A 23,248-nucleotide genomic window follows, 5' to 3' on the forward strand; every position below is an offset into this window, starting at 1 on the left:
CGCCTGTTGGCCTATGACTTCGGCGTGAGGCCGCGTATGCCGATGCCAATCGTGACGCCCTCCCACGCCTGGATGTCGAACCTGTCGGGGTTGTAGCCGATGATGTTTGAGTTGCGCCAGACCGGCACGATCCAGGCCAGGTCGTACGCCTCTCGGAGCATTGCCCGGTAGGCGGCGTTTGCTCCATCTTCATCCGGCGCCGCCGCGGCGGCCTCAACATGGGCGAGCACCGACGGGACTGGCACGTTCCACGGATTGAAGATGGACGGAGGCGCAAAGTAGGTCTGAAACACCTGATCTGGATGGCCCGAGTCCAAGAAGTACGCCCCGGTTCCGACTTCTTGGGCGGCGATGTGCGCAACATGCTGGCCGGGTTGCGTGTCGCGAATGGTCATGTTCACGCCCACTTCACTCAGCATGGCAGACGTCGTCTGATTCATGACATTGAATATGCCCCAGCTCGGCGTCTCGAACGTGAGATCGGTCACCCCGGCCTCAGCGAGCAGCTCCCTCGCTCTATCCGGGTCGTACGGATAGCCCTCGTACCCCTCGATGTACCACGGAGAACCCTCGTCGAACACCTGATTGGCAGGTTCGCCTACTCCTCGCACGACCGAGGCGCCCCAGCCGTCGCGGCTCATCGCGTGCGCGAGCGCTTGCCGCACTCTGATGTCGGCGAATTCGGGTATGAGATTGCCGCCGATGTCGAAGAAGATGAGCATCGAGTAGCTGTTGTGCGCTTGGGCGACCTCCAGACCGGCAGCCTCGGCGTCACCGAGCTGGAATGCACGCAGCGGAGCGACGTCGACCTCGCCGGTGAGCAGGGCGTTGAATCTGGCTTCATCGTCAGTGAGCTGGGTCCACGTGATCCGTGCAACACCCTGGTCGGCAGGATTCCAGTAGTCGGGGTTGTAGTCCAGAATCAACGACGACTCGGTCCGCTCGGTGATCATGAATGGTCCGGTACCAGCCGGCACGCCGGCAGCTACGTCTTGCGGCGCGACGCCCGGGCTCACCATGAGGCCAGCAAACGTCGCCAGCACGTTCAGCAGATCGCGATCGGTGCCGGCCATGTGGAAGACAACTTCGGTCGGAGAGACCACTTCGACCTCGGTGATCTGCAGGAGCACACCGGCATTTCGGCCAGGGGTGGCCTTGACCTTCTCGATGTTGTACTTCACGGCCTCCGCGTCAAAGGGGGTTCCGTCGTGGAAGGTCACGCCTTCCCGCAGGAAGAACCGGGCTTCGGTGTCGCTGATCTCCCAGTGCGTGGCGAGGCCCGGAACGAGTGAGTTGTCGGGCATCTCGTTGACGAGGCCGTCGTAGATCACGTGGTAGTAGAGCATCACGAAGGCGCGTGATTCCAGATGCGGGTCCATCGTGAGCGGACCGAGCGGCGTGCCGTAGCGAAGCTCCCCGGTCGGAGCTGCCATTGCCGCATCGTCGTCGCCAGCGGCGCCGTCGTCACCGGCGCTGCTGTCTGCCGCGCCGTCGTCTGCCGCGCCGTCGTCAACGGCACCGTCGTCAGCCGCATCGGCGGGCGCATCTTCGCTGACCTGCGACGCGTCGTCGACTTCATCGGCAGGACCGTCGTCGGCATCATCGTCAGTACCGCACGCCGCGGCAATCAGGCTGAGCGACAACACCAATACGAGCAACTTACGCATGCGAATTCCCCTCTGATCAGGATTCGGTAATTGATCCAATTTTCGATATCTGCCAGACACTACGACAATCGGCCGACTGCGTTCACCACATCTCGCGCCGACCCCACGTCTCGATTCCTGCTACGGGGCTGCTGCCATGGCCTCGATGATCTCGCCGATATCTGTGGGAGCGAGGGCATCGGGAGTGGGATGACCCCAGATGTACAGCGCCTTGTCCGGCTCCCACGTGCGTGCCATCCACTCCGCATCATCGACGATCTGGTCGATGTCGGAGAAATACTCGGCGAAGTTCCCAGCGGGATCCCGGAAGTACCAGAAGAGGTTCGAACCCAAGAAGTGGCGCCCGAGACCCCATGCATGTCGATCCGGGTCACCCTTGAGCAAGTGGGTGGCGCCGTGACCGATGGCGTCCATGGAGTCGAGCTGCCACGACGAGTGGTGCAGGAACGGCACCGGTGCCGCAGCCAGAGCGAAATTGTGGTGATCCGTGGAACACCGCACGAATTCAACGACCCCGTCCACCCGGTCGCTGAGCCGGAAGCCGAGAACCGTCTGCAGGAACTGGCTGGTGGCCTCGATATCGGGTGTCCCCACCGCCACGTGTCCCAGTCGGCGAGGTTGGGCCGGCCCGCCTTCGAACAGCGTCGCTGGCCGCTCATTGGGTCGTCCGGTGTTGCCCGGAACATTGATCGGTGCGGGTTGCACCGGTACCGGCGCAACGCGTGGCATCACGGCCACGTGGATAGGCAGGCGCAGCGTCGGTTCGACGACGGTGATCGCGCCGTGGTTCTCTGCAACCTCGATGTCTTGCTTCGCTGCAGCGGCCTTGATGCGCTCGAAATCGTCAGGTGAGTCGGCGCCGAGGGTGACGTCGACAAGCTGGCGCCAGGGTCGCTGCACCAACGTGAGCTGCTGGCCGCCGGCAGTGGAGCAGAACGCGTTGCCGTCGCCGCCGAGGCCGAACTCACGGTAGAAGGGCGTCACCGCTGCTATGTCGGGTACCCCCAGCGTGATGGCCATCATCCCATGAAGACTCATCTGTCACCCTCCTCGACGACGCCGGATGCGACGTGGCACTGTTGCCGATCTCAATCTAGTTTGTTTTCAATTCTCTAACATAAACTCGCATAAGACATCTATTTTCGAAATCAGGCCTTGTGAGTCTGGTCAAGCTGGAGACGCTGATGACGAGTGTGACCGAATCGAGAGCGTCTGAGGGAGTATCGGCACCCGCGGAGATCGTCGACCGAGCCCGCTCCCTGGTTCCTCTGCTCCGAGAACGAGCGGCAGCGACTACTCAGCACAGGCGGCTTCTCGACGAGACCGTCGCCGACCTGCGGGAACACGGTCTGCTCAAGGTGTTGCAAGCTAGGCGAAACGGCGGCTTCGAGATGCCGATGCGCACACACCTCGACGTGATCTCCACGCTCGCCGAAGGGTGCGGGTCGACTGCGTGGGTCGCTGGCGTAACCCACGCGCATTCGTGGATGATGTCGCACTTTCCTCAAGCGGCTCAGGACGAGACCTACGGCGTGGATCCTGACACGCTGATCTCCGCGGTGATTGCACCCCGAGGCAGGGCAGAGCGCCAAGCAGACGGCAGCTTCCGGTTGAGCGGATTCTGGCCATTCGCGTCCGGAAGCGAGCATGCACAGTGGCTCTTCATAGGTGCTGAGGTCTTTGATGGCAGCGAGATGGTCGACGCCGGTGACTTTCTCGTGCCCAGCGGCGAGATCACCTACCTGGACGACTGGTTCGTGACCGGGCTCGCGGGCACGGGCTCATGCTCGGTGACGCTGGAGGACCATCCGGTTCCCGCCCACCGCTTCCTATCGCTGCCCGCACTGATCGCAGGCCAGACGCCTGGACGCGGCCTCCACGACGGATGGCAGCCCGGTCTCGCTGCGTTTCCGGTGCTCATACTGGCCCTTGCCGGAGGTGCACTTGGCCTCGCCCGCTCCGCCCTCGGCAGCTTTCCCGAGGTGATCGGCGGCAAGACCATCACCTATACCGACTACATCCAGCGCGAGTACCCGTCCACGCACCTGATGGTGGCTCAAGCGACCGCGCAGGTCGATCAGGCCCAGTTCCACCTCTATCGCGCCGCGGACCGGATGGACGACGCAGCTCGTTCAGGTGCTCTGCTGGACATCGTCGAACGGGTACGGGTGCGGGCCGACGCCGCCGAAGCAGTCGCCATGTGCATGGAGTCCGTGAAATCCCTCTTCCAAGCGACCGGCGGATCCGGCCTGCGCGCCTCGAACCCGATCGGGCTGGCCTTGGCAGACCTCCAGGCGATGTGCATGCACGGCGGCCTCGCTCTCGAGCCTGCGAGAGCCCTCTACGGACGGGTCCTGCTCGGTCTCGAACCCGACACGGTGACCATCTAGCGCGACGATTCGGAGCCCGCTGAAATGCACCCACGAACCGCAAGCCCCCAACCCTCCCTCAAGGAATCAAGAGAAAGGCCGTCCGTCTAATGCAGCGAGAAGAACACATGCTTGGAGAGGTCTTCTCCTACCGATTCGCTGGCCCCGACCCCGACCACGCGCTGCTGGTCATGCATGGCATCGCCTCGCACGGGGGCATCTACGACAACTTCGGCGCCCACTACGCCGCGCAGGGCGCGGAAGTGTGGTGCATGGACGCGCCAGGACACGGCCGGTCGTGCATTTCCCAGCGGCCCGGCCAGTGGACCTTTGAGCAGTGGGTCGACGCTGCCGTTGCCTATGGCGATCACATCACCGATACGACCGGCCTCCCAGTGATCATCAAGGGATCGTCGCTCGGGGCCGCCGCGGCCTATTGCGCGATGGCTGCGTCGGAGACATTCCCAGGATCGGTGCTCATGGGCTTCATGATTCCCTCGAGTCCGATGATGAAGCCGACCAACGTGTTCCGGACTGAAGCGTTCGAGAAGCTCAGCGCCATCATGGGCGACAAGTTCGTGCTCCACATTGAGCGCTTCTTCGACTTCGACACCGACTATGGCTACGTCGGTGCAGCGGAGCAGAAGAAGGCTGACCCGTACAACACCTGGTTTTACGACATGTCCTCGTGGGGATCGCTCTTCCGCTACGACCCGGCAGTCCCTCTTGCGGAGAACACCAAGCCCATTCTGTTCACGGTCGGCGAAAACGACCCCACCTTTCCGCCCGAGGTCGCTCGCCGAGTGACCGACGCTACGGCCGGCCCCGTCGAGCTCTACATGGAGCCGCAGGGCAAGCACCAGCTCATGCTCTTCCACACTCACCAATACACCGACGTCGTCACCGATTGGTGCCGACATCTCATCAACGGAGCAAGCTCATGACTGTTCTCCATCCGACCGGCGTCAATCACCTGGCGCTGTCCACCCGCGACATGAAGACCCAGCTCATGTTCTGGTCCGACGTCATGGGTTGTGCTGTCAAGGCGCTGTATTGGATGCACGGTGTGGAAGGCACCTTCCACGGCTTCGTCGAACTGTCGCCCGAGAGCTACGTCGCATTCGTGCAGCATCCCGACAACCCAGAAGAGGTCGAGCTTGGGGTCACCCACCCCGGCAGCGCTACCGGGCCCGTGACCGCAGGCACCATGCAGCACGTCGCCCTCCACACCGAATCGTTCGCGAGCTTGCTCGCGCTGCGAGACCGCATTCGTGCCAAGGGTGTCCAAGTCATGGGGCCCATCGACCACGGGATGCTGCAGTCGATCTACTTCGGCGGTCCAGAAGGGCTCAGCCTCGAGGTCACTACCGGATCGGACATCCCTGCTGACCAGTGGATCGACCCGGAGGTTGTGGATCTGTGCGGCATCTCCGACGCCGAAATCGAGGCACTGAAGCACCCCGAGCCGTATGAGGCCGAGGGCGGCGCCGTGTCCCAGCCCCCAAGGGAGAAGTGGCAGAACGCCACCCTGCTTCCGGTGAAGTACCACGACGCCGTCATGCGGATCCCCGACGAAGTGGCATGGGACCGATTCAGCGAAACCACTCCACCGGTTGAGGCGAGCTGACTCGACGCATCGAACTGCGATCAAGCGCCCGAATGCCACAAGGGGCTGGCACGACATGACGACGGGGGCCAAACGACCGAACGTGCTGTTCATCATCTGCGACCAGCTCCGAGCCGATCATCTCGGCTACGCCGGCAATAGGGCCGTTCGCACGCCGAACGTCGATCGGCTCGCGTCGCAGAGTGTGATCTTCGATCAGGCCTTCGTGTCGAACCCGATCTGCATGCCCAACCGGTCCACGATCATGACCGGATTGATGCCGTCGGGCCACGGTGTCATATTCAACGACCGGTCCCTGGATCCCGCCTACAACACATTTGTCCGCCGACTGCGCACCAGCGGATGGAACACGGCACTCATCGGCAAGTCGCACCTCCAGCACGGAATGAGCCGCGAGACGGTGCAAGAGCTCGGGCCGGCGCCAGGCCGATATGCGCCCTACGAGGAGGGCTGGGACACCCTCGAGCACCAAGAGCGGTACGCAGCCGGGGAGGTCATCGCACCGGATGACTTCTACGGCTTCGGCCACATCGAGCTGACGATCGGCCATGGCGCTCTTGTCGCTGGACATCACTACCAGTGGGCGCTTGAACGGGGGGCAACTCCCGAACTCCTGGCCACCGGCACCGACCCCGAGTCGCCCATTCCGGGACGCTCCGAGCATTGGTGGCAAGTCCACCCCGCTCCCTACCCGGACGAGATTCACTCCACCACGTACGTCACCGAGCGGACCATTGAGTTCATCAAGGCGGCCGAAACCGGGGACACACCATGGATGGTGTGGTGCTCATATCCCGATCCGCACCATCCGATGGCGATCCCCGAGCCCTGGTTCAGCCGCCATTCGCCTCATGACATGCAAGTCCCTTCGACCTTCGACGATCCTGGCAACGACTGGGCACCGCACCTGCACGCCACGCGGGGACGGGAACCATCGCCGCTGTGGAACCAGAGCCCACGCCCGTTCGGTCCGACACATGAGCAGCTCATTGACGCCTTGGCGGTTACCTACGGGATGATCGAAGCGATCGACAACGGCGTGGGTCAAGTTCTCGACACCGTCTCGGACCTCGGTGCCGACGACAACACGATTGTGATCTTCACGAGCGACCACGGCGACATGATGGGCGACCACGGATTGATCCTGAAGGGCGCGATGCACTTTCAGGGGATGATCCGCGCCCCGCTCACGATCAAGGCGCCCGGCCGGTCGTCGGCCCGTACCTCGTCGCTGGCGGCCAGCATCGACCTCCCCCACACCGTGCTCGACATCTGCGGAGTCTCTGAGTATCAGGGAATGCAGGGCCGCAGCCTCGTGCCAATCCTCGAAGACCCGCTGGCGAGCGTGCGTGAGAGCGCATTGATCGAAGAAGACTTCCCGAGCGAGATCTTCCGCGGTCCGGTGCCCGCCAGAACCAGGACTGTGATCAGCGCAGAAGGTCGCTACACCCGCGACTCCCACGGCTTCGAGACGCTCTACGACTTGACGAACGACCCCGACGAGCTTGTCAACTTGGCCGTCGACGGCCGCGACCCGGCACGCCGGGCGGCGTTGCTCGAGCGTCTGACCGACGAGATCATCGAGGTCACGCCGTCCGTCCGACTCGAACCCGTCTCGACCTAGGGGTTGCCGATCATGGACATCCCGACGTACGACGGCAACTACTTCTCGAAGAAATCACTGCTGTCGACCAATGCGGTCAACCGCCAGTTACGTGATCTCGGGCCGCTCGTCTACCTGTCCAAGCAGGAGGTTTTCGCGGTCGCTCGTTACGACGATGTTCGAGAGGCCTTGCGGGCCGATGAGACGCTTGTCAACGGGCACGGCATCAGCGTCAACAACTTCTTGAATACGCGGCCCTCTTACACCGTGCTGGTCAGCGACGGCGAGGTTCACAAGCGGCGCCGCGCCGTGCTCATGGAGAGTCTGGGCCGACCCCAAATCAACGAACTGCGCGACCGCGTGGAGCAAGCCGCAGACGACCTCGTCATTGATCTGCTCAATCGCGACGGATTCTGCGCCGTGAAAGACTTTGCGAGCCATCTGCCGGTGAAGGTCGTCACCGATCTCGTCGGCCTGCCGCCGGAAGGCCGTGAACAGATGCTCGACTGGGCCGCCGCCACCTTCCAGATGATCGGTCCCATGAATGCCCGGGCGGCCAAGTCGATTCCGAGAATCCAGGGGATGCAGAAGTACATCCAAACCGTTGCCTATGCCCACATGACACCCGGTGGCTGGGCTGCACGCACTCAAGACGCCGTCAGCGAAGGACGGATCTCTGCCGATGAGGGACGCGCCATGCTGATCGACTTCATCGCGCCCAGCCTCGATACGACGATCCTCGCTGCAGCCCACATGTTCTGGGAGCTGGCCCGCAATCCCGAAGCTTACGAAGCTCTGCGAGCCGATCCGGATCTTGTGCCGAGCGCTGTCAACGAAGCAGTGCGCATGTCATCGCCGATACGCGGATTCACCCGGTCTGCCGAGACCGGCTGGAACATCGAAGGGTCGATCCTGCCCGTTGACGCACGGCTGTTTGTGCTGTGGTCAAGCGCCAACCACGACGAACGCCACTACGAGGACCCCGAGACGTTCACGGTCGAACGCAATCCCCGTGATCATCTCGGCTGGGGATTCGGTTCGCATTTCTGCGCCGGCGCCCATTTGGCCCGGCTGGAGATGGAACAGCTCCTGTACGCCCTGTGTCGCCACGCCCAGCGGCTCGAGCTCAAAGGTCCACCCATTCCGATCGTCAACAACATCCTGCAAGGATTTGCGACGATGCCTGCCCGACTGAACTAACCACGTAGACATCACATAGACATAAGGAAGCTCTGATGGTGAACAACACAGATCGAGTCAAGGACGTACGCGAGTACATCGGTCTCCCCCTGCTCTACAACCACTGGTACGTCGCAGGAATGGTCGAGGAGTTCACGCGACAACCGAGCGCCAAGACCCTGCTCGAGCGGTCGATCGTTTTCTACCGAACCGAGTCGGGCGCGTTGGTCGCGCTGCAGAATCGTTGCCTGCACCGCTCCTTTCCGCTCGCGCAGAGCACGGTTGACGGCGACGACATCGTCTGCGGCTACCACGGAGTCCGCTACCGGCCCGACGGTGCAATTGCCCGGGTCCCGTGCCAGCTGAGTGTCCCGAACCGGTCCCTTCGCACCTATCCCGTGCGCGAACTCGGACCGTTCGTATTCATCTGGATGGGCGATCAGGACGCTCCTGACACGGACAAGCTGCCGGACCTCCCATTCCTGTCAGATCCTGGATACCGCACCATGCTCGGAGCCACCGATCTCGCGGGCAGCTATCTGCTCATGCACGAAAACCTGAATGACCTCACCCACTTTGCCTACCTCCACCGTGAGACGTTCAGATTCGACGACTCGTTCTTTGATCTGCCGACCACGGTCGAACAGCGGCCAGACGGCATTTACTGCAATCGGGTTGACGATGATCCTCTGCGGGCGACGGCGGCGCTGCCGCAACAGATTCGTGAACGTGCCAGAGGCAAGCCTGCAGAGCGATGGGACGGCGGGATGGCGGTGTCACCAGGCGTGTTCCAGGGGTACGCGCCGATCTTCGTCGGCGATCCGCAGTCGGACGACCGCGAGGTGCACAAGACCCACATCATGCACTACCTCACACCCGAGACAGCGTCGTCCACCCACTACTGGTGGTCGGCCTCCAACGACTTCGCCCTCGACGACGACGCTTACTACAGGTTCATGCAAGCCCACCTCGAGAAGGGATTCGAGGAAGACCGCTGGGCAGTGGCCCACATGCAGCGGCTGCTTGAGACTGACGAAACCCCGTACTCCGAGTTGAGCGTCCAAGGCGACAAGGCGGGACTGCTGTTCCGCCGCAGGGTCGTCGACTGGGTCAACGACGAGTACGGCCACAGCGAGCAGGTCGTGGCAACACCATCTCGTTGATGACTACGTCGTTCGCATGTGCGACGCCTGATTCGATGAAGCAACATGGCCAACGCTGACGAGCACGTTCCGGTGCTGATCATCGGAGCAGGCCCGACCGGGCTCGTGCTCTCGGCACTGCTCTCGCGGTTCGGCGTCGAGTCCCTCCTGATCGACCGCGACCCGGCGACCACGGATCATCCCCAGGCTCACGTCGTCAACACACGAACGATGGAGATCTTTCGCTCGCTGGGTATCGCCGAGGCGGTGTACGGGGGTGCCCTGTCGGGAGAGTCCGGCGGGCACGTGAGGTGGGTGAAGTCGCTTGCCGGCCGCGAATTCGCCTCTCTCAGCCTTGCTCCACCCCCAGAAATGATCCCGATGCTCATGGCGGCAACGCCAGCCGTGCCGTGCTCGTGCGCGCAAGACCTGATCGAGCCGATTCTGGCAGAGATAGCTCAGCGAGGCCCAGGTCGGTTGCGGTTCTCAACCACCCTCACCGACATTGACCAAGACGGTGCCGGTGTCATTGCGAGCGTCACCGAAGGCGGGACAACCCGCCGGATCAGCGCCGATTGGCTCATCGGCTCCGATGGCGCCGCCAGCACCACGCGACGACTCGTCGGCATTCCCATGGTCGGCCCCGATGCCCTCGCTCGCATCGTGGGGATCTACTTCCACGCAGACCTGTCCGAACTGCTCGTCGAGCGCCCCTCGGTCCTGTACTGGACGATTGACGCCGAGAGTCCCGGCACATTCATCGCCATGGATGGCCGTTACCGGTGGGTGTTTCACGCCCCGACCGACACCGAGGAATTCGATCCGAGTGTCTATAGCGACGACCGCTGCCAGCAGATTCTCCGACGCGCCATCGGCGCCGAGGTCAACCCTGAAGTGCGCTCAGTCCGCCCGTGGGTGATGACGGCCCAAGTAGCCGCCCGCTACCGGGAGGGCCGTGTGCTGCTTGCAGGAGACGCAGCGCACAGGTTCCCGCCGACAGGTGGCTTCGGTATGAACACCGGAGTCCAAGATTCGCACAACCTGGCATGGAAGCTTGCGGCGGTCATCGGCGGGCAGGCAGGCGAGGCACTGCTCGACACCTACGAGCAAGAGCGCCTCGAGGTGGCCCAGGGCAACAGCGACTTCAGCTTCCGGAACCTGCTCGGCGTCGCCGACATCATGGGACCAGGCGCGCAGGCGCAGGCCCGTCGGCTCGAGTCCGGCGAAGCCACCTTCGAGGAGGTGGCGGCCGACATTCAGGCAATCGCCGACCGCGAGCGGGCGCACTTCGGCGCCTTCGGCCGCGATCTCGGCTTCCACTACGACGACGGCGCGATCGTCCCCGACGGGACCGCTCCACCCCATCGCGCCGATCCCGATCGGGAGTACATCCCCAACGCCCGCCCAGGTGCGCGCGCTCCCCACTTCGGAATCGTCACCGACGGGAACCCCGGTTCCAGCCTCGACCTGTTCGACGGACAATGGACTCTGCTGTGCAGTTCCGACGCGGCCGGCAGCTGGAAGCAGGCGGCGTCTGCCCAGTCCGCCGCAGTTCAGACTGTGGCCGTCGGCGTGGACGTCGCCGACCCCGGAAAAGTCTTCGCATCGCTCTATGGCGTCGATGACGGGGCTGTGCTGGTGCGACCCGACGGCCACATCGGCTGGCGCACCAGGAACCTCCCCGGCCGCCCGACCGATGCACTCGCAACGGCTCTGGGGTCGATGCTCAGCACCGCGTGAAGAATCCCCTCATGAATGCCGAACAGCCGCAACAAGTGCAATAGGCAAGGACGACCTGCGATGAAGCTCTACACCACAGACCGGGGCATTGCCCGCGAAGCCGCAGATGGTCAACTCGAGCTGCTGAGTATCGACGCTGCAGACTTGGGCGCGCTCCTCGCCGCAGACCCGACCCTCGAATCAGCGCGGTCGGCGAGGGTGACCGCAACCCTGCCGTCAGACGCGGTACGCCTGCTCGCGCCGGTGCTCCAGCCGGGCAAGGTCATTGGCATCGGCATCAACTACACCAGCCACGTCGATGAGACCCGCGAGATGCTCGAACGCTCGGGTACCAAGGTGCCTGACGTGCCGGTGTTCTTCATCGCCCCCGGGTCGTCGGTCGTCGGCCCGGCAGATCCGATTGTCTTGCCACGCGTCGCTCCTGACAGCGTCGACTACGAGATCGAGCTCGCTGTGGTCATCGGGCGCGGCGGGTCGCACATCGCCGAATCCGACGCCATGGATCACGTTGCCGGTTACACCGTCTCCAATGACGTCTCGGCGCGTGACCTGCAGCGTCAGGCGATGTCGACCCCGCTCTTCGAGCTCAGCCACGCGAAGGGCATGGACTCGTTCAAGCCCCTCGGCCCCGCGCTGGTCACCATCGACGAATTCACCGAGCCGCTGGACCTCCACCTCGAGACGAAGGTGAACGGCGAGGTTCGCCAGGACGCGCGCACCACCGAGCTCATCCACTCCGTCGCTCGCTGCATCGCCCGCATCACCGAATTCATGCGCCTCGATCCAGGCGATGTCATCTGCACTGGCTCACCGGCCGGCGTCGGCGTCTTCATGGGCAAATTCCTGCGGCCCGGTGACGTCATCGAGATGACGATCGAGGGCGTTGGCACATTGAGAACCGACATCGTCGCCGCCGGTTGACTGCAACTGCACCGAAGACGTGGAGACACACCATGAGCACTGACACAGCCCCCAACATCTCGAAGACCGACATCATCCGCCCGGCGAAGCTCGCGCACGTCGTGATCAAGACCACGCGCTACAGCGAGCTCATCGATTGGTACCGGTTCGTTCTGGGCGCAGAGATCGCCCACCAGAACCCGATGGTGACGTTTCTCTACTACGACGACGAGCACCACCGCCTTGCGGTCATCAATGGCAAGGGGCTGCTTCCCAATCTGCGAGGGGCGGCCGGTGTCGATCATTTCGCGTTTACCTATGCAACGCTCGGTGACCTGCTCTCGACGTACGAGCGACTCAAGCAGCACGGCATCGAGCCGGTGTGGCCCATCAATCACGGCGGCACGACGTCGCTCTACTACCGCGATCCCGACTCCAATGTCATCGAATTGCAAGTCGACAACTTTCCGACTCGTGCTGAAACCAACGAATTCCTGCAGGACGGCCGCTTTGCCATCAATCCCGTAGGGATCGACATCGATCCGGATGAGTGGCTTGAACGACACCGCGCGGGCGTTCCCGACGAGGATCTGACCAGGTGGCCCGAGATCATGAAGCCGCGCACGACGCCCCCGCCAACGGCCTATCTCGGCCGAATCGGCGGCGCGATGTTGGCGCTGGCTGGACGGCTCAAGCGACGCCGCTAGCTCCACTCGTCGCCTGCGCCGACCCAGGGGCCGCAATGCCGGCCACGCCGAGTTGACCTACCGCCCGGACCCCTCAGGCGGTCTCGACCAATTCCGACTCGTCGAGGAAGCCCTCTTGCAAGCCTCGCTCAACCAGCAGGCGTGCGGTGAGGTTGAGATGTTCCTCCAGGAGTCGGCACGCCGCCTCGGCATCCCGATTGATCGCTGCGTCCGCGATCGCCCGATGCTCATGGTTGAGGTCCCGGTTCCCGTTGTCGTCGGCCGGGACTGACCAGCGTCGGTAGAGCTCTGCCGCATCACGCAGCCCGAGGGCGGTGTTGATCAGGCGCTGCGAGGGACAACCCTCCAACAGCGCCTCATGAAAACGGCGATGGACAAGAGGCCATGGATCAGCCGAAGCGGGCTGCGTACCGACCGGCGTTCGTTCCAACGCATGGATCGCAGCAACGACCGATGATTCCCAAGCCAGATCGCCATGTTGAAGCGAGAGTCGGAGTGCTTGGGTCTCGACAGCACATCTCGCCATCGTGAGGTCCTTGAGATCGCGAATGGACACAGGTGCAACCCGGTAGCCCAGCTGTGGCTCGGAGCGAACCAGCCCCTGCTCGACAAGGCGGGACAAGCCCTCGCGAATCACGCTGGCACTCGACCCGTATCGCTCCGTCAGCATCGCGAACGGGAGCTTGGAACCTGGCCAGAACTCGCCGCTCACAAGATCAACCTTGATGCGCTGGTACACGTCCTCGCCGCGGGTCGAACTGCTCGGCGCCATGACCGCAACGATAGCGACGGATAATCGGATAGCCGCCGATCTCGCTATTTGTTTGACTTTTCGAAATTGCTGCCACATGCTGTGGCCGAAAGGAGCCAACATGCCGAACGTCAAGCCACTCGCTCGCGAGGACCTACCTCAATTCGAAGAGGTCTTTTCAAACGTCGACGCGAACATGGGGTTTCTTCCGACATCGCTGCTCACGATGGGACGCGTCCCCGAAGTTCTCGGTGGGTTCTTGGCGCTCGGCGGCGCTGTGCTCCAGAACCCCGTGATCGACGGCGAGCTAAAGAACCTCGTCTCCCACGCTGCGAGTGCAGCGAATGGCTGTCGCTATTGCCAAGCACACACTGGCGCGACGGCCGCGAGTCAGGGGACTGATACGGCGAAGGTCGCCGCCGTCTGGGAATTCGAGACGTCGGATCTCTTCACCGACGCCGAGCGCGCCGCGCTGCGGCTGGCCTTCCATTCCGGTTCGAGCCCGAACGCCGCCACCGCCGGGGATTTTGAGGAGTGTCGCAAGCACTACAGCGAGGAACAGATCGTCGCGATCGTGGCCGTGTGCGCGCTGTTCGGCTACCTGAACCGCTGGAACGACACCATGGCGACGCAGCTCGAATCGGAGCCCAAGGAGTTCGGCAACGAGAATCTCACCGCGGTCGGCTGGCAAGTCGGCCGGCACGCTTGAGAGACTGACGATGCCATTTGCACTCGCCAACGTCGACGGTCGCGCCGCCCTGGTGGCAAGCGACAGCTACTACGACCTCGAGACCGTTTCGCAGGGATCCGTCGGAAGTGATCCGATGGCAGCACTCGAGTCCGCCGGTCAGCTCGCCGCGCTGTCGGACAGGCTCGACGCGCATCAACCCACCGGTTCACTCGCCGATGCCCAGCTGCACGCGCCCGTACCGGCACCGCGCAACTCCTACGGGATCGGGCTCAACTACCGATCGCACGCGGCCGAAGCCAACATGAACGTCCCCGAAGCGCCGCTCGTGTTCACCAAGTTTCCGTCGTGCATCGTCGGGCCGTACGACGACGTCGAGCTGCGCAGCGAGCGGGTCGACTACGAGGGAGAGATCGTCGTAGTCATCGGCCCCGGCGGCAAGGACATACACGAGGCCGACGCCTGGAGCCATGTCCTGGGGCTCACCGCCGGCCAGGATGTTTCCGACCGTGGGATGCAGATGGCGTCGAAGCCGCCGCACTTCGATCTCGGCAAGTCATTCGACACATTCGGGCCGATCGGGCCGTTGCTTGTGTCCACCGACTCATTCGCCGACCTCGAAGCCGTACGTGTGACCACCCGCATCAACGGCGAAGAACGTCAGAACGACACAACGGCCAGCCTGATGTTCTCCATCCCAACGCTGGTCTCGTACTTGTCGCGCATCACCACGCTGCGTACCGGCGACGTGATCTTCTCGGGTACGCCGGAAGGCATCGGTGCCGTTCAGGGGCTGTTCCTCACCGACGGCGATGTCATCACCACCACGGTGGAAGGTGTCGGCACCATGACCAACCGCTGTGTGCGTGTGTCTGACCACTGCCACCCCACGCCGAACTTCCCGCCTCGTTGAGATTGCACGCTTCATGTCAAACGACTCAGGGAGGATTCTTGCATGACCGTGCTTGATGAACAGCAGAGCAGCTTCCTAGCGGAGCACGTCTGGGCCGTATTGGCGACCGGACGGGGCGATGGCTCGCCGCAGCAGTCGATGATCGGCTACGTGGTGGATGACGACGGCCGCATCGTGATCTCAGCCAAGAGCTACACCGCCAAGTGGCACAACGCCGTTCGCCAGCCTGCGGTGAGCCTGTGCGTGCCTGACGGACGCGTTCATCTCGTGATCTACGGCACCGCCGAGACGATCTCGGAGGATCCCGTGCGGGCGGAACTCACGGCCGACGTGTTCGCTCGGCTCATGGGCAAGGATCGGCCCGATCCTGCGGGCATTGTGCCGATGCTGAATGAGCAGCAGCGCACCGTCATCCGCATCACCCCGACGGGCGCCATCTTCCACGAATAGCTGGAGCCCGTCGGCGTCTTCAGTCCCAGGTGCCGAACTGGAAGGCCTCGCTGGGCAGGGCCTGCCACTGGTGCCACACCGCAGGGTCGCCGTCGGTGACCTCAACGCGGTCGTGGGGTCGTCCCCACAGCGCGAGCAGCACCTGCACCGACGGCCCCTCGATGACGGCGGCTGCCGGTGATGTCGACTCGGGCAACGGCTCAATGTTCAGGCTGCCGACCAGTTCGCCGGCTGCATCGCCCGTATCGCTCTGGGCATCGACGAGCCGTGCAGTGAGCCCGCCGGGGTCTCGTTCGAGGATGCGGCGCATCGCTTGCAGGAAGAACTGGCATGTGTAGTGGGCGGCATCGAGTGCTTGCGACGGCGTCATGGAGTGCTCGTGACCCAGCGCCGCCTCGACGTCGAGCCGGTGCATGCCGAGCTCGGAGGCTGCGTGCCAGGCCCACAGCCGCGGATTGCCTTCGCCTCCGGTCATCGAGAAGTAGCAGCGTCGATCGAGGTCATAGATGAGCTGATCGATGGCTGAATGGGCCCACGCTGCGAGTTCTGCCGTAGAGGTTCCGGTCGGCTTGCGGCCGGCGCGCTCGTAACCGCGTGCCCGAGACTCGGGATCCTCCGGCACCGAGGTCATCATCTCTTCCCACGCGATGGACACCCGGCCGATGTGCGACGCCGCGTTGTAGACCGTCCAGCCCGGGCAGTTCGGCACCGGCACTGCCTGCTCGGCGTCGCTGCGGCCGCAGATGTAGTCGATGGCTGACCGCGCTGCAGCGACCCGCTCGGAGTGATCAAGCATCGCTCGTTCTTAGCGTCCGCACACGTTGCCGGCAAGCGAACCCAGCTACGGTGACCGGCGTCGACCCGGCGAGCGACGACGACGCGTCCCGCTCGAACTCGCAGGGTTGAGCCGAGCCGCCGGAGCGCGATATGACCAACTCCCCGATGAGCTCAGGGGAACTGATCAGCGCCGCGAACGATCTCGCTCCGCTGCTGCGAGAGACCGCCCGCGAGGCTGAGCTGGCCCGCCGCCCTCTCGACAGGGTGATCGACGCCGTCCGAGACAGCGGGCTGTTCGCACTCATGGTTCCGAGGGCCTACGGCGGCCATGAAGCCGACCTCGACACGTTCTTCGAGGTGACGCTGACGCTGTCTCGCGCTGACGCCTCGATGGGCTGGCTGATCTCGTTCTACATCGAGCACAACTTCTGGATGTGCGGCTACCCGGAGAGCTTCCAGAAGGAAGTCTTCGCCGAGCGCCAGTTCATCCTGGCCCCGGCCACGCTGAATGCCGGGGGAGGCAGGGCGACGGCCACCGAAGGCGGCTATCGACTCGACGGTCAGTGGCAATGGGGAACAGGCATCATCCATGCCGACTGGGTGCTGGTGGGAGCGATGGTCGACGAGGGCGACGGGCGGATCCTGCCGAACTTCTTCGCCGTGCCGCCCGACGATGTCGAGCCGGTCGACACCTGGTACGTGATGGGCCTGTGCGGCACCGGCTCGTGGGACATCCGCGTCGAGGACGTGTTCGTGCCCGCCGATCGGGTCGTCTCGATGGTCGGGCTGATGAACGCAGCCGGCGAGTCCACCCGGGTTCACCCAGGAGAGCTGTATCGCACGCCGCTGATTCCCGTGCTCGGTTTCGCTGCCGGGCTGCCCATGCTCGGCGCGGCACAGATGGCCTTGGACGAATACCGCTCGCAGACCAAAGCCAAGATCGCGGCAAACGAGACCGGCGTCGGCGGCCCCGAACGGGATCAGGGCAAGCCGGCGATCGCCGCACGCGCCGCACTGTCCATCGACGCAGCCGAACTCATCTTCCGCGACGTGCTCGCCGATGTGATGGCACAGCGCAACAGCGCATCCTTCGAGACTCGCAGCATCTGGTTGTCGCGCCTGACCCACGCGGTGTACATGTGCCGTGATGCCGTGCGGGACATCTGCTCGGTCACCGGTGCCAGCGGCTCCCGGCTGGACAACCCCATCCAGCGAGCGCTGCGCGACATCACGACCGGTGCCAATCACCTGATCTTCGATCGAGAGATCCGATACGCCGACTACGGACGCCTCCTGCTCGACCAGCCCACCAGCAGGTTCCTGGTGTGAACCGCAGGCCTGCTGCCCAAAGCAACTGACGCACCTGCTGACCCTCCGGCCACGCATGGACATGCGCGGAGCGGTCTGTCAGGCTTGCGCCGACGGGAGCACGGGCGACCGAGGGGGCATTCCATGTCGAACATCAATGACGTAGCCGCAGCGTTCTTCGACGCGTGCGAGACCGGGCAGGGCTGGGACGGCTGCGCCGAATACTGCACACCAGATGCGACATTCTCGGCGCAGTCCGAGGCGATCGGCGACATCACCGAGCTCAGCGACTACGCGGACTGGATGAAGGGCACCCTGATGATCATGCCCGACGGCTCCTATGACCTGAAGTCGTGGGCCGTCGACACCGAGCGCAACAGCGTCCTGGCCTATGCCGTGTTCAACGCAACCCACACCGGCGAGGGCGGCCCGGTGCCGCCGACCGGCAAGTCAGTCAGCTCGGACTACGTGTACGACATGCGTTTCGAGGGCGACAAGATCTCCCACATGACCAAGATCTGGCACTCCGGCGTCGCTCTGCAGCAGCTCGGCTGGGCCTGAGTATCCGGGAATCGACTCCCACCGAAACTCAGTGGCGGTGGCGATGGTCGCCATGTGAGTGGTCGTAGCGGTCGTGGTGTTGACGCAGCAGATCGGCTCCGTAGTCGCCGCCGTTGGGAGTGCGGACCAACGTGTGGATGTGGTTGCGTGAGGGGACCAGGTTGTCGAACACCACGCCCGGGTGGTGGTCGAATTCGATCAGCACGACGGGGTTCTGCACCCGGTAGTAGAAGGGCCCGTCGTCGCCGGTTGAGCCCATCCACGAGAACCACGTCTCGTCGAGGTGGTGGGCGACCTCGTCCATCCTGATCTGTGCGTGGCCGTCGCGGGTCCAGCCCACGTAAGTCGCCATCAGATTGAGCAGGATGCGCCGCTGGGCATCCGACAGGTCCGCGGCCGCCACGCCTTCGTTGGGGATGACCGCATTGTCGAGGAAGGCGCCGCCTTGCATCCGCCCGTCAAAGGGATGCTGGAGTTCTGGGGGCAGGTCGTCGGGATGGATCGAGGGGCGGATGATCGCTCGACCCTGCTGGATGCTGTCCAGCGAGCGGATCAGGTCGAGCCCTGATCGTTCCTCGGCGGTGAAGACCTGCGTGCCGGCGTAGGGGCCTTCGTGCACATGGCACGGCTCAGCTCCCATGAACGTGGGCGTCATGACCATCTGATCACCGACCACGACGCAGTTGACGACCAGGTGATGGCCGTCGAGCTGCCAGCCCCAGGGCACGTCGGGTCCGGGCTCGCCGAAGACGGTCACGAAGTAGGGCCACTCGCCGTACTCGTCGGGGCTGCCCGAGATGTCGGCGATCAACTCGTTCAGCCGCATGATGTCGCGAGCCTGTCCGTAGCCCCGGGCCGACAGGGTCTGACGCAACAGGTCGAGGCCGAGCTGGCGGCCCGCAGTGTCGAGCTCTTCGAGCATCACCCCGTGGCGGAAGAAATTCATGTGCACGTTGATCCAGGTGCGCCAGTCGTCGCTGTCGAGCGGTTGGTGGGCTCGCTGCCGCTGCTCGCCCGTCAATGCGCCGAGAAATGCCTGAGCGGCCTCGACCAGCGGCGCTGTCGGCACGCCTGTCGGCGCGAGACCGAACAGACCCTGGCGAACGGCGCCGTCGACGGTCAGGCCTGTGAACGGCTCGTCTCTGTGTGCTATCCGCTCATCGACGAATGGCACGAGCGGCGAAGCGATGTCGGTGACGCGTGTGCGTGCGCTCATCGGGGGCATGTGGCGCACCCCGAACTCGGCCCAGTGGTTCATGGACGCCATCCTTCCAGCGGCAAGACGCCGCCGCGGTCAACCGAACTCGCATCGGCCAGCGGCGACGGGCACATTGCGCTTCACTGAAGGGACCCGCATCGCTCGATCCGTGCGACTGCTCTGAGGTGACAGTGAGGTGTCATGCCTGCGATGCAGCCGACTGCCGACCAGTTCCGCTCCTTCCGCGATGACCCTCACGATGGACCCATCGCGCAGGTCAATCTGTTGAAGTTCCGGGTCAAGGCCGCCGACGGGCCCGGCGAGCCCGAGCACGCCAACGATGAGCCCGGCACCGTCGCCTACCAGCGTTACGTCGACGCCTTCCGTGCGGCCGGCCTGCTCTGTCGGGACCTGCTGACCACACGACCGACCGTCGCTGCCACCTGACCGATGCATCAGATGACATGAGTACGACCGCCAAATTCGTGTTGATGGCCCCGCCTGGAGCGCCGGCCGTGCCGAATGTGGATGTGCTCGAGCGGTGGGCGGCCGCGCTTCGTGCCGAGCATGACGACCTCGATGTCGTCATCTCAGTGACCGACGAAGCGGTGCTCGGCGAACTCGGCAGTGCCGACGCCGCGTACGGCGTGCTGCCGCGAGGTTGGCATGCGCCGCGGCTGCGCTGGCTGCAGGCGCCGATGGCGAATCCGCCGCTTGGCTACTTCACCCCCGAACTCGCTGCGCATCCCGTCGTGGTCACCAACATGCGCGGCGTGTACAACGACCACATCGCCACCCACGTGATGGCGTTCCTGCTCGCCTTCGCTCGCGGGCTGCCTCACTACGCGCACGACCAGCGCGACCGGAAATACCGAGGCGGGGTCGCCCCGGTTCTGCACCTCGCAGACGCAACGGTGCTGTTCATCGGCGCCGGCGGCGTCGCCCACCAGGCGGCCCGCTACCTGCAGCCGTGGGGCCCGAGGGTCGTCGCCGTCGACGTGCGCCCCGAGACCACTTCCGGCGGGGCCATCGACGCCGTGTTCGGGGCCGAAGAACTCGAGGCTCAGCTCCCGCTGGCCGATGCAGTCGTCATGACTGTTCCCCACACCTCCGAGTCCGAGCGGATGCTCGGGCGAAGCCGCTTCGAGCTCATGAAGCCCACGGCAGTGTTCATCAACATCGGCCGCGGCCGGACCGTCGTGCTCGACGATCTCGCCGACGCTCTGGAAGCCGGTGAGCTCGCCGGCGCCGGTCTCGACGTGTTTGACCAAGAACCGCTGCCGCCCGACCACCGTGTCTGGGCGCTGCCCAACGTGCTCATCACGCCACACGTGGCAATGGTCGGCCCCGACATTGAGCAGCGCCGCTTCGAGCTCATCGCCGAGAACTGCCGTCGCCTGCTCGCCAACGAACCGCTTCGTTACGTTGTCGCCGACAAGGTGCTCGGTTTTTGACCCCGCTCCCCCACCGCACAGAACGTTGCGCCCGGCCGGCGCATCTCGGCCGATGAACGGCGATGAGATGCACCTGAGCGCCTTCATCCAGGCTTCCCCGAATCATCAGATCAAGGGGATGTGGAAGCACCCCGCCGATGAGACGTCGTGGGGCTACCGGACGCTGAGCTGGTGGCAGGACCTCGTGCGCACCCTCGAACGGGGCTGCTTCGACGGGATCTTCTTCGCCGACGTGCTGGGCACCTATGACGTGTACGGGGCGAGCCGCGAGGCTGCGCTGCGTGGCGCGGTTCAGATTCCCGGCATCGACCCCACCCTGCTGATCCCGGCACTGGCAGCGTGCACCGAACACCTCGGCTTCGCAGTGACCTTCTCGACCAGCCACCACGCCCCGTACCACACAGCCCGGCTGTTCTCGACGCTCGACCACCTCACCGGAGGCCGCGTCGGCTGGAACATCGTCACCTCGTACCTGTCCGATGCCGAGCGTCAAGGGCTCGGCGAGATCCTGGCGCACGACGCTCGCTACGACCGGGCCGACGAGTACGTCGATGTCTGCGTGAAGCTGTGGGAGCAGAGCTGGGAAGAGGGCGCCATTGTCCTCGATACCGAGGCCGACACTCATACCGATCCGGCGAGAGTGCACGAGATCAATCATTCCGGCGAGTGGTTCACGGTCGAAGGCCCGCACATGGTCGAACCTTCCCCTCAGCGCACGCCGGTGCTGTATCAGGCGGGCAACTCGGCCCGCGGTGTCGAGTTCGCAGCCAACACCGGCGAGGTCGTCTTCATGCAGGTGCCGGGCAACGAGCGGGGTGCGGCTGTGGTGACCTCACTGCGCGAGCGCGCCGCGGCGGCTGGGCGAGATCCCACCCAGATCAGAGCCCTGCAAGTAGCGAGGGTGGTGGTGGCGGAAACCGATGCCGAGGCCCGGGCGATGCGCGACGAGTGGTCGCGGCTGTTCTCCGTCGACGGTTACCTGGCGCTGTACGGCGGCTGGACGGGCATCGACTTGGGCGGCCACCCGCCCGATACGCCGATCGACGACATCGAGGCGAATGCGATCCGAACTCAGGTAGAGCGCTGGAAGCTGGAAGACCCCGACAGGGTCTGGACCGTCGGCGATGTTGCCCGGCGGCTATCCGACACCGCCGGCGGGTTGGGATTCGTGGGTTCGCCGGCCACGGTTGCCGACCAGATGGAGGCCTTCATGGAGACCACCGGCGTCGACGGGTTCAACGTGACGACGGCGCCGGTCCCGTGGGGTCTCACCCAGGTTGTCGACTGGCTGGTACCCGAGCTTCAGCGGCGAGGCCGCTTCCGCACCGGTTATGAAGGCACGACGTTCCGGGAGAACTTCTTCGGCGCCGGCCAGCGCCACCTGCACCCCACCTATCCCCGCCCCCGCTGACCTGGGCGACGGCGGCGCCGACCAGCCATCCATGAGAAGAATCGAGATCGGCCCATGACGACTGCCACCGACCTGCCGACCGATTCGGCCCGCGTGCGGGCCCTGGTTGTCGAAGCCGTCAGCCAAGCAGCCGAACTCATCGCCACGCCCGCCACGGCCGAGCGATGGGACCAGCCCTCCGCCCTCGAAGGCATGGCGGTCGGCGCGCTCGCCGCCCATCTCGTGCGTGCGGCCGGCGCCACCATCGCCTACCTCGACCGCACCCCGCCCGACCGGCGTCCCGACGGCGACCTGCTCACCTCGGTCACCTACTTTCATGCAGCAGTCGACTCCCCCATCCACGACCAGATCAAGGACGTCTCGGCTGCCGAATCGGCCATCGGCCACGAAGCCACCGTGCACAAATGCCGACAACTGGCTGCCGACCTCGAAACACGGCTGGCCGCCGAACCCGCCGACCGCCTCGTCGCCGCATTGGGCGGCCGGTTGCTCACCCTTGACGACTTCTGCCGCACCCGGCTGATCGAGGTGCTCCTGCATCTCGACGACCTCGCCGTCAGCATCGGCCAACCCCGCCCAGCAACCGACCCCGAGGGTGCGGCCATCATCATCGAGATCTGCATGAACATCGCCCGAGACCGCAACGGCGACTGGGGCGTCCTCTACGCCCTCACCCGAGCAGAACGCTCAGGCGACAGTGCTGTCTTTCCCGTCTTCTAGTCCGCTGCAGGCCACGCCGATCTAGGGTCACCGGGAGATCGGCCACAGTGTGGGCCCTCCGTTGACGAGTGAGGCACTGCAAC

The 23,248-nt window shown here is 64.5% G+C and carries 23 protein-coding genes; 18 read left to right on the top strand and 5 right to left on the bottom strand.

Annotated elements, in window-relative coordinates; all coding sequences use genetic code 11:
* Nucleotides 1-11 precede the first annotated feature (11 nt).
* The gene (locus tag ACOGI5_RS13915) at nucleotides 12-1,667 is read right to left on the bottom strand and encodes an ABC transporter substrate-binding protein (RefSeq protein ID WP_419865006.1); all 1,656 of its coding nucleotides are present in this window, start codon (nucleotides 1,665-1,667) and stop codon (nucleotides 12-14) included.
* A 120-nt stretch (nucleotides 1,668-1,787) separates the two neighbouring features.
* Nucleotides 1,788-2,705: a VOC family protein gene (locus ACOGI5_RS13920; RefSeq protein ID WP_419865007.1), complete on the bottom strand. Its 918-nt coding sequence runs from the start codon at nucleotides 2,703-2,705 to the stop codon at nucleotides 1,788-1,790.
* A 353-nt stretch (nucleotides 2,706-3,058) separates the two neighbouring features.
* Between ACOGI5_RS13920 and ACOGI5_RS13925 the strand changes: the two genes are divergently transcribed.
* From ACOGI5_RS13925 to ACOGI5_RS13965, 9 genes are all read left to right on the top strand, one after another.
* Nucleotides 3,059-4,057 (top strand): hypothetical protein, encoded by a 999-nt coding sequence (locus ACOGI5_RS13925; RefSeq protein WP_419865008.1) that lies wholly within the window; start codon nucleotides 3,059-3,061, stop codon nucleotides 4,055-4,057.
* A 107-nt stretch (nucleotides 4,058-4,164) separates the two neighbouring features.
* The gene (locus tag ACOGI5_RS13930; RefSeq protein WP_419865009.1) at nucleotides 4,165-4,980 is read left to right on the top strand and encodes an alpha/beta hydrolase; all 816 of its coding nucleotides are present in this window, start codon (nucleotides 4,165-4,167) and stop codon (nucleotides 4,978-4,980) included.
* Nucleotides 4,977-5,663, top strand: coding sequence for a VOC family protein (locus ACOGI5_RS13935; protein ID WP_419865010.1), 687 nt, complete (start codon nucleotides 4,977-4,979; stop codon nucleotides 5,661-5,663). The genes ACOGI5_RS13930 and ACOGI5_RS13935 overlap by 4 nt, the downstream gene beginning before the upstream one ends.
* A gap of 55 nt (nucleotides 5,664-5,718) precedes the next feature.
* Nucleotides 5,719-7,287, top strand: coding sequence for a sulfatase (locus ACOGI5_RS13940; RefSeq protein ID WP_419865011.1), 1,569 nt, complete (start codon nucleotides 5,719-5,721; stop codon nucleotides 7,285-7,287).
* 12 nt (nucleotides 7,288-7,299) lie between these two features.
* Nucleotides 7,300-8,466: a cytochrome P450 gene (locus tag ACOGI5_RS13945; protein WP_419865012.1), complete on the top strand. Its 1,167-nt coding sequence runs from the start codon at nucleotides 7,300-7,302 to the stop codon at nucleotides 8,464-8,466.
* Between the two features lie 35 nt (nucleotides 8,467-8,501).
* Nucleotides 8,502-9,608, top strand: a complete 1,107-nt coding sequence (locus ACOGI5_RS13950; RefSeq protein ID WP_419865013.1) for a Rieske 2Fe-2S domain-containing protein — start codon at nucleotides 8,502-8,504, stop codon at nucleotides 9,606-9,608.
* A gap of 45 nt (nucleotides 9,609-9,653) precedes the next feature.
* The gene (locus ACOGI5_RS13955) at nucleotides 9,654-11,327 is read left to right on the top strand and encodes an FAD-dependent monooxygenase (RefSeq protein ID WP_419865014.1); all 1,674 of its coding nucleotides are present in this window, start codon (nucleotides 9,654-9,656) and stop codon (nucleotides 11,325-11,327) included.
* Nucleotides 11,328-11,387: 60 nt separating this feature from the next.
* A complete protein-coding gene (locus ACOGI5_RS13960; protein WP_419865015.1) occupies nucleotides 11,388-12,248 on the top strand; it encodes a fumarylacetoacetate hydrolase family protein in 861 nt (286 codons plus the stop codon).
* A gap of 32 nt (nucleotides 12,249-12,280) precedes the next feature.
* The gene (locus ACOGI5_RS13965) at nucleotides 12,281-12,934 is read left to right on the top strand and encodes a VOC family protein (protein ID WP_419865016.1); all 654 of its coding nucleotides are present in this window, start codon (nucleotides 12,281-12,283) and stop codon (nucleotides 12,932-12,934) included.
* Between the two features lie 73 nt (nucleotides 12,935-13,007).
* Here the strand turns inward: ACOGI5_RS13965 and ACOGI5_RS13970 are convergent, their stop codons facing one another.
* The gene (locus ACOGI5_RS13970) at nucleotides 13,008-13,706 is read right to left on the bottom strand and encodes a GntR family transcriptional regulator (RefSeq protein WP_419865017.1); all 699 of its coding nucleotides are present in this window, start codon (nucleotides 13,704-13,706) and stop codon (nucleotides 13,008-13,010) included.
* Here ACOGI5_RS13970 and ACOGI5_RS13975 point away from each other — a divergent pair.
* From ACOGI5_RS13975 to ACOGI5_RS13985, 3 genes are read left to right on the top strand one after another with little or no spacing between them, the layout of a single operon-like run.
* Nucleotides 13,660-14,394: a carboxymuconolactone decarboxylase family protein gene (locus ACOGI5_RS13975; protein ID WP_419865018.1), complete on the top strand. Its 735-nt coding sequence runs from the start codon at nucleotides 13,660-13,662 to the stop codon at nucleotides 14,392-14,394. The two genes, ACOGI5_RS13970 and ACOGI5_RS13975, sit on opposite strands and share 47 nt — an antisense overlap.
* Nucleotides 14,395-14,404: 10 nt before the next feature.
* Nucleotides 14,405-15,286, top strand: a complete 882-nt coding sequence (locus tag ACOGI5_RS13980; RefSeq protein WP_419865019.1) for a fumarylacetoacetate hydrolase family protein — start codon at nucleotides 14,405-14,407, stop codon at nucleotides 15,284-15,286.
* Between the two features lie 42 nt (nucleotides 15,287-15,328).
* A complete protein-coding gene (locus ACOGI5_RS13985; protein WP_419865020.1) occupies nucleotides 15,329-15,736 on the top strand; it encodes a TIGR03618 family F420-dependent PPOX class oxidoreductase in 408 nt (135 codons plus the stop codon).
* Nucleotides 15,737-15,755: 19 nt separating this feature from the next.
* Here the strand turns inward: ACOGI5_RS13985 and ACOGI5_RS13990 are convergent, their stop codons facing one another.
* Complete coding sequence (locus tag ACOGI5_RS13990; RefSeq protein WP_419865021.1) at nucleotides 15,756-16,532, bottom strand: maleylpyruvate isomerase N-terminal domain-containing protein; 777 nt, start codon at nucleotides 16,530-16,532, stop codon at nucleotides 15,756-15,758.
* Nucleotides 16,533-16,678: 146 nt separating this feature from the next.
* Here ACOGI5_RS13990 and ACOGI5_RS13995 point away from each other — a divergent pair, with 146 nt between their 5' ends.
* Both ACOGI5_RS13995 and ACOGI5_RS14000 read left to right on the top strand, forming a co-directional pair.
* Entirely contained in the window at nucleotides 16,679-17,842 is a 1,164-nt protein-coding gene (locus ACOGI5_RS13995; RefSeq protein WP_419865022.1) for an acyl-CoA dehydrogenase family protein, read from the top strand.
* A 123-nt stretch (nucleotides 17,843-17,965) separates the two neighbouring features.
* Nucleotides 17,966-18,382, top strand: coding sequence for an ester cyclase (locus ACOGI5_RS14000; RefSeq protein WP_419865023.1), 417 nt, complete (start codon nucleotides 17,966-17,968; stop codon nucleotides 18,380-18,382).
* A 28-nt stretch (nucleotides 18,383-18,410) separates the two neighbouring features.
* On the opposite strand, the gene ACOGI5_RS14005 is transcribed toward ACOGI5_RS14000, so the two are convergent.
* Nucleotides 18,411-19,640 carry a DUF3500 domain-containing protein gene (locus tag ACOGI5_RS14005; RefSeq protein WP_419865024.1) on the bottom strand — a complete coding sequence of 410 codons (1,230 nt, stop codon included), beginning with the start codon at nucleotides 19,638-19,640 and terminating at the stop codon, nucleotides 18,411-18,413.
* Nucleotides 19,641-19,781: 141 nt separating this feature from the next.
* On the opposite strand from ACOGI5_RS14005, the gene ACOGI5_RS14010 reads away from it, so the two are divergent.
* Genes ACOGI5_RS14010 through ACOGI5_RS14025 form a run of 4 tightly spaced genes read left to right on the top strand, consistent with a single transcriptional unit; the run spans nucleotide 19,782 to nucleotide 23,165 of the window.
* On the top strand, nucleotides 19,782-20,027 hold the full coding sequence (locus ACOGI5_RS14010; RefSeq protein WP_419865025.1) for a hypothetical protein: 246 nt from the start codon (nucleotides 19,782-19,784) through the stop codon (nucleotides 20,025-20,027).
* A gap of 17 nt (nucleotides 20,028-20,044) precedes the next feature.
* Nucleotides 20,045-21,034, top strand: a complete 990-nt coding sequence (locus ACOGI5_RS14015) for a D-2-hydroxyacid dehydrogenase (protein WP_419865026.1) — start codon at nucleotides 20,045-20,047, stop codon at nucleotides 21,032-21,034.
* A gap of 52 nt (nucleotides 21,035-21,086) precedes the next feature.
* On the top strand, nucleotides 21,087-22,445 hold the full coding sequence (locus ACOGI5_RS14020; protein WP_419865027.1) for an LLM class flavin-dependent oxidoreductase: 1,359 nt from the start codon (nucleotides 21,087-21,089) through the stop codon (nucleotides 22,443-22,445).
* Between the two features lie 54 nt (nucleotides 22,446-22,499).
* On the top strand, nucleotides 22,500-23,165 hold the full coding sequence (locus ACOGI5_RS14025; protein WP_419865028.1) for a maleylpyruvate isomerase N-terminal domain-containing protein: 666 nt from the start codon (nucleotides 22,500-22,502) through the stop codon (nucleotides 23,163-23,165).
* The last annotated feature ends 83 nt before the right edge of the window (nucleotides 23,166-23,248 follow it).

The sequence above is a fragment of the Candidatus Poriferisodalis sp. genome (assembly GCF_965208925.1).
Taxonomy (GTDB): Bacteria; Actinomycetota; Acidimicrobiia; order Acidimicrobiales; family Poriferisodalaceae; genus Poriferisodalis.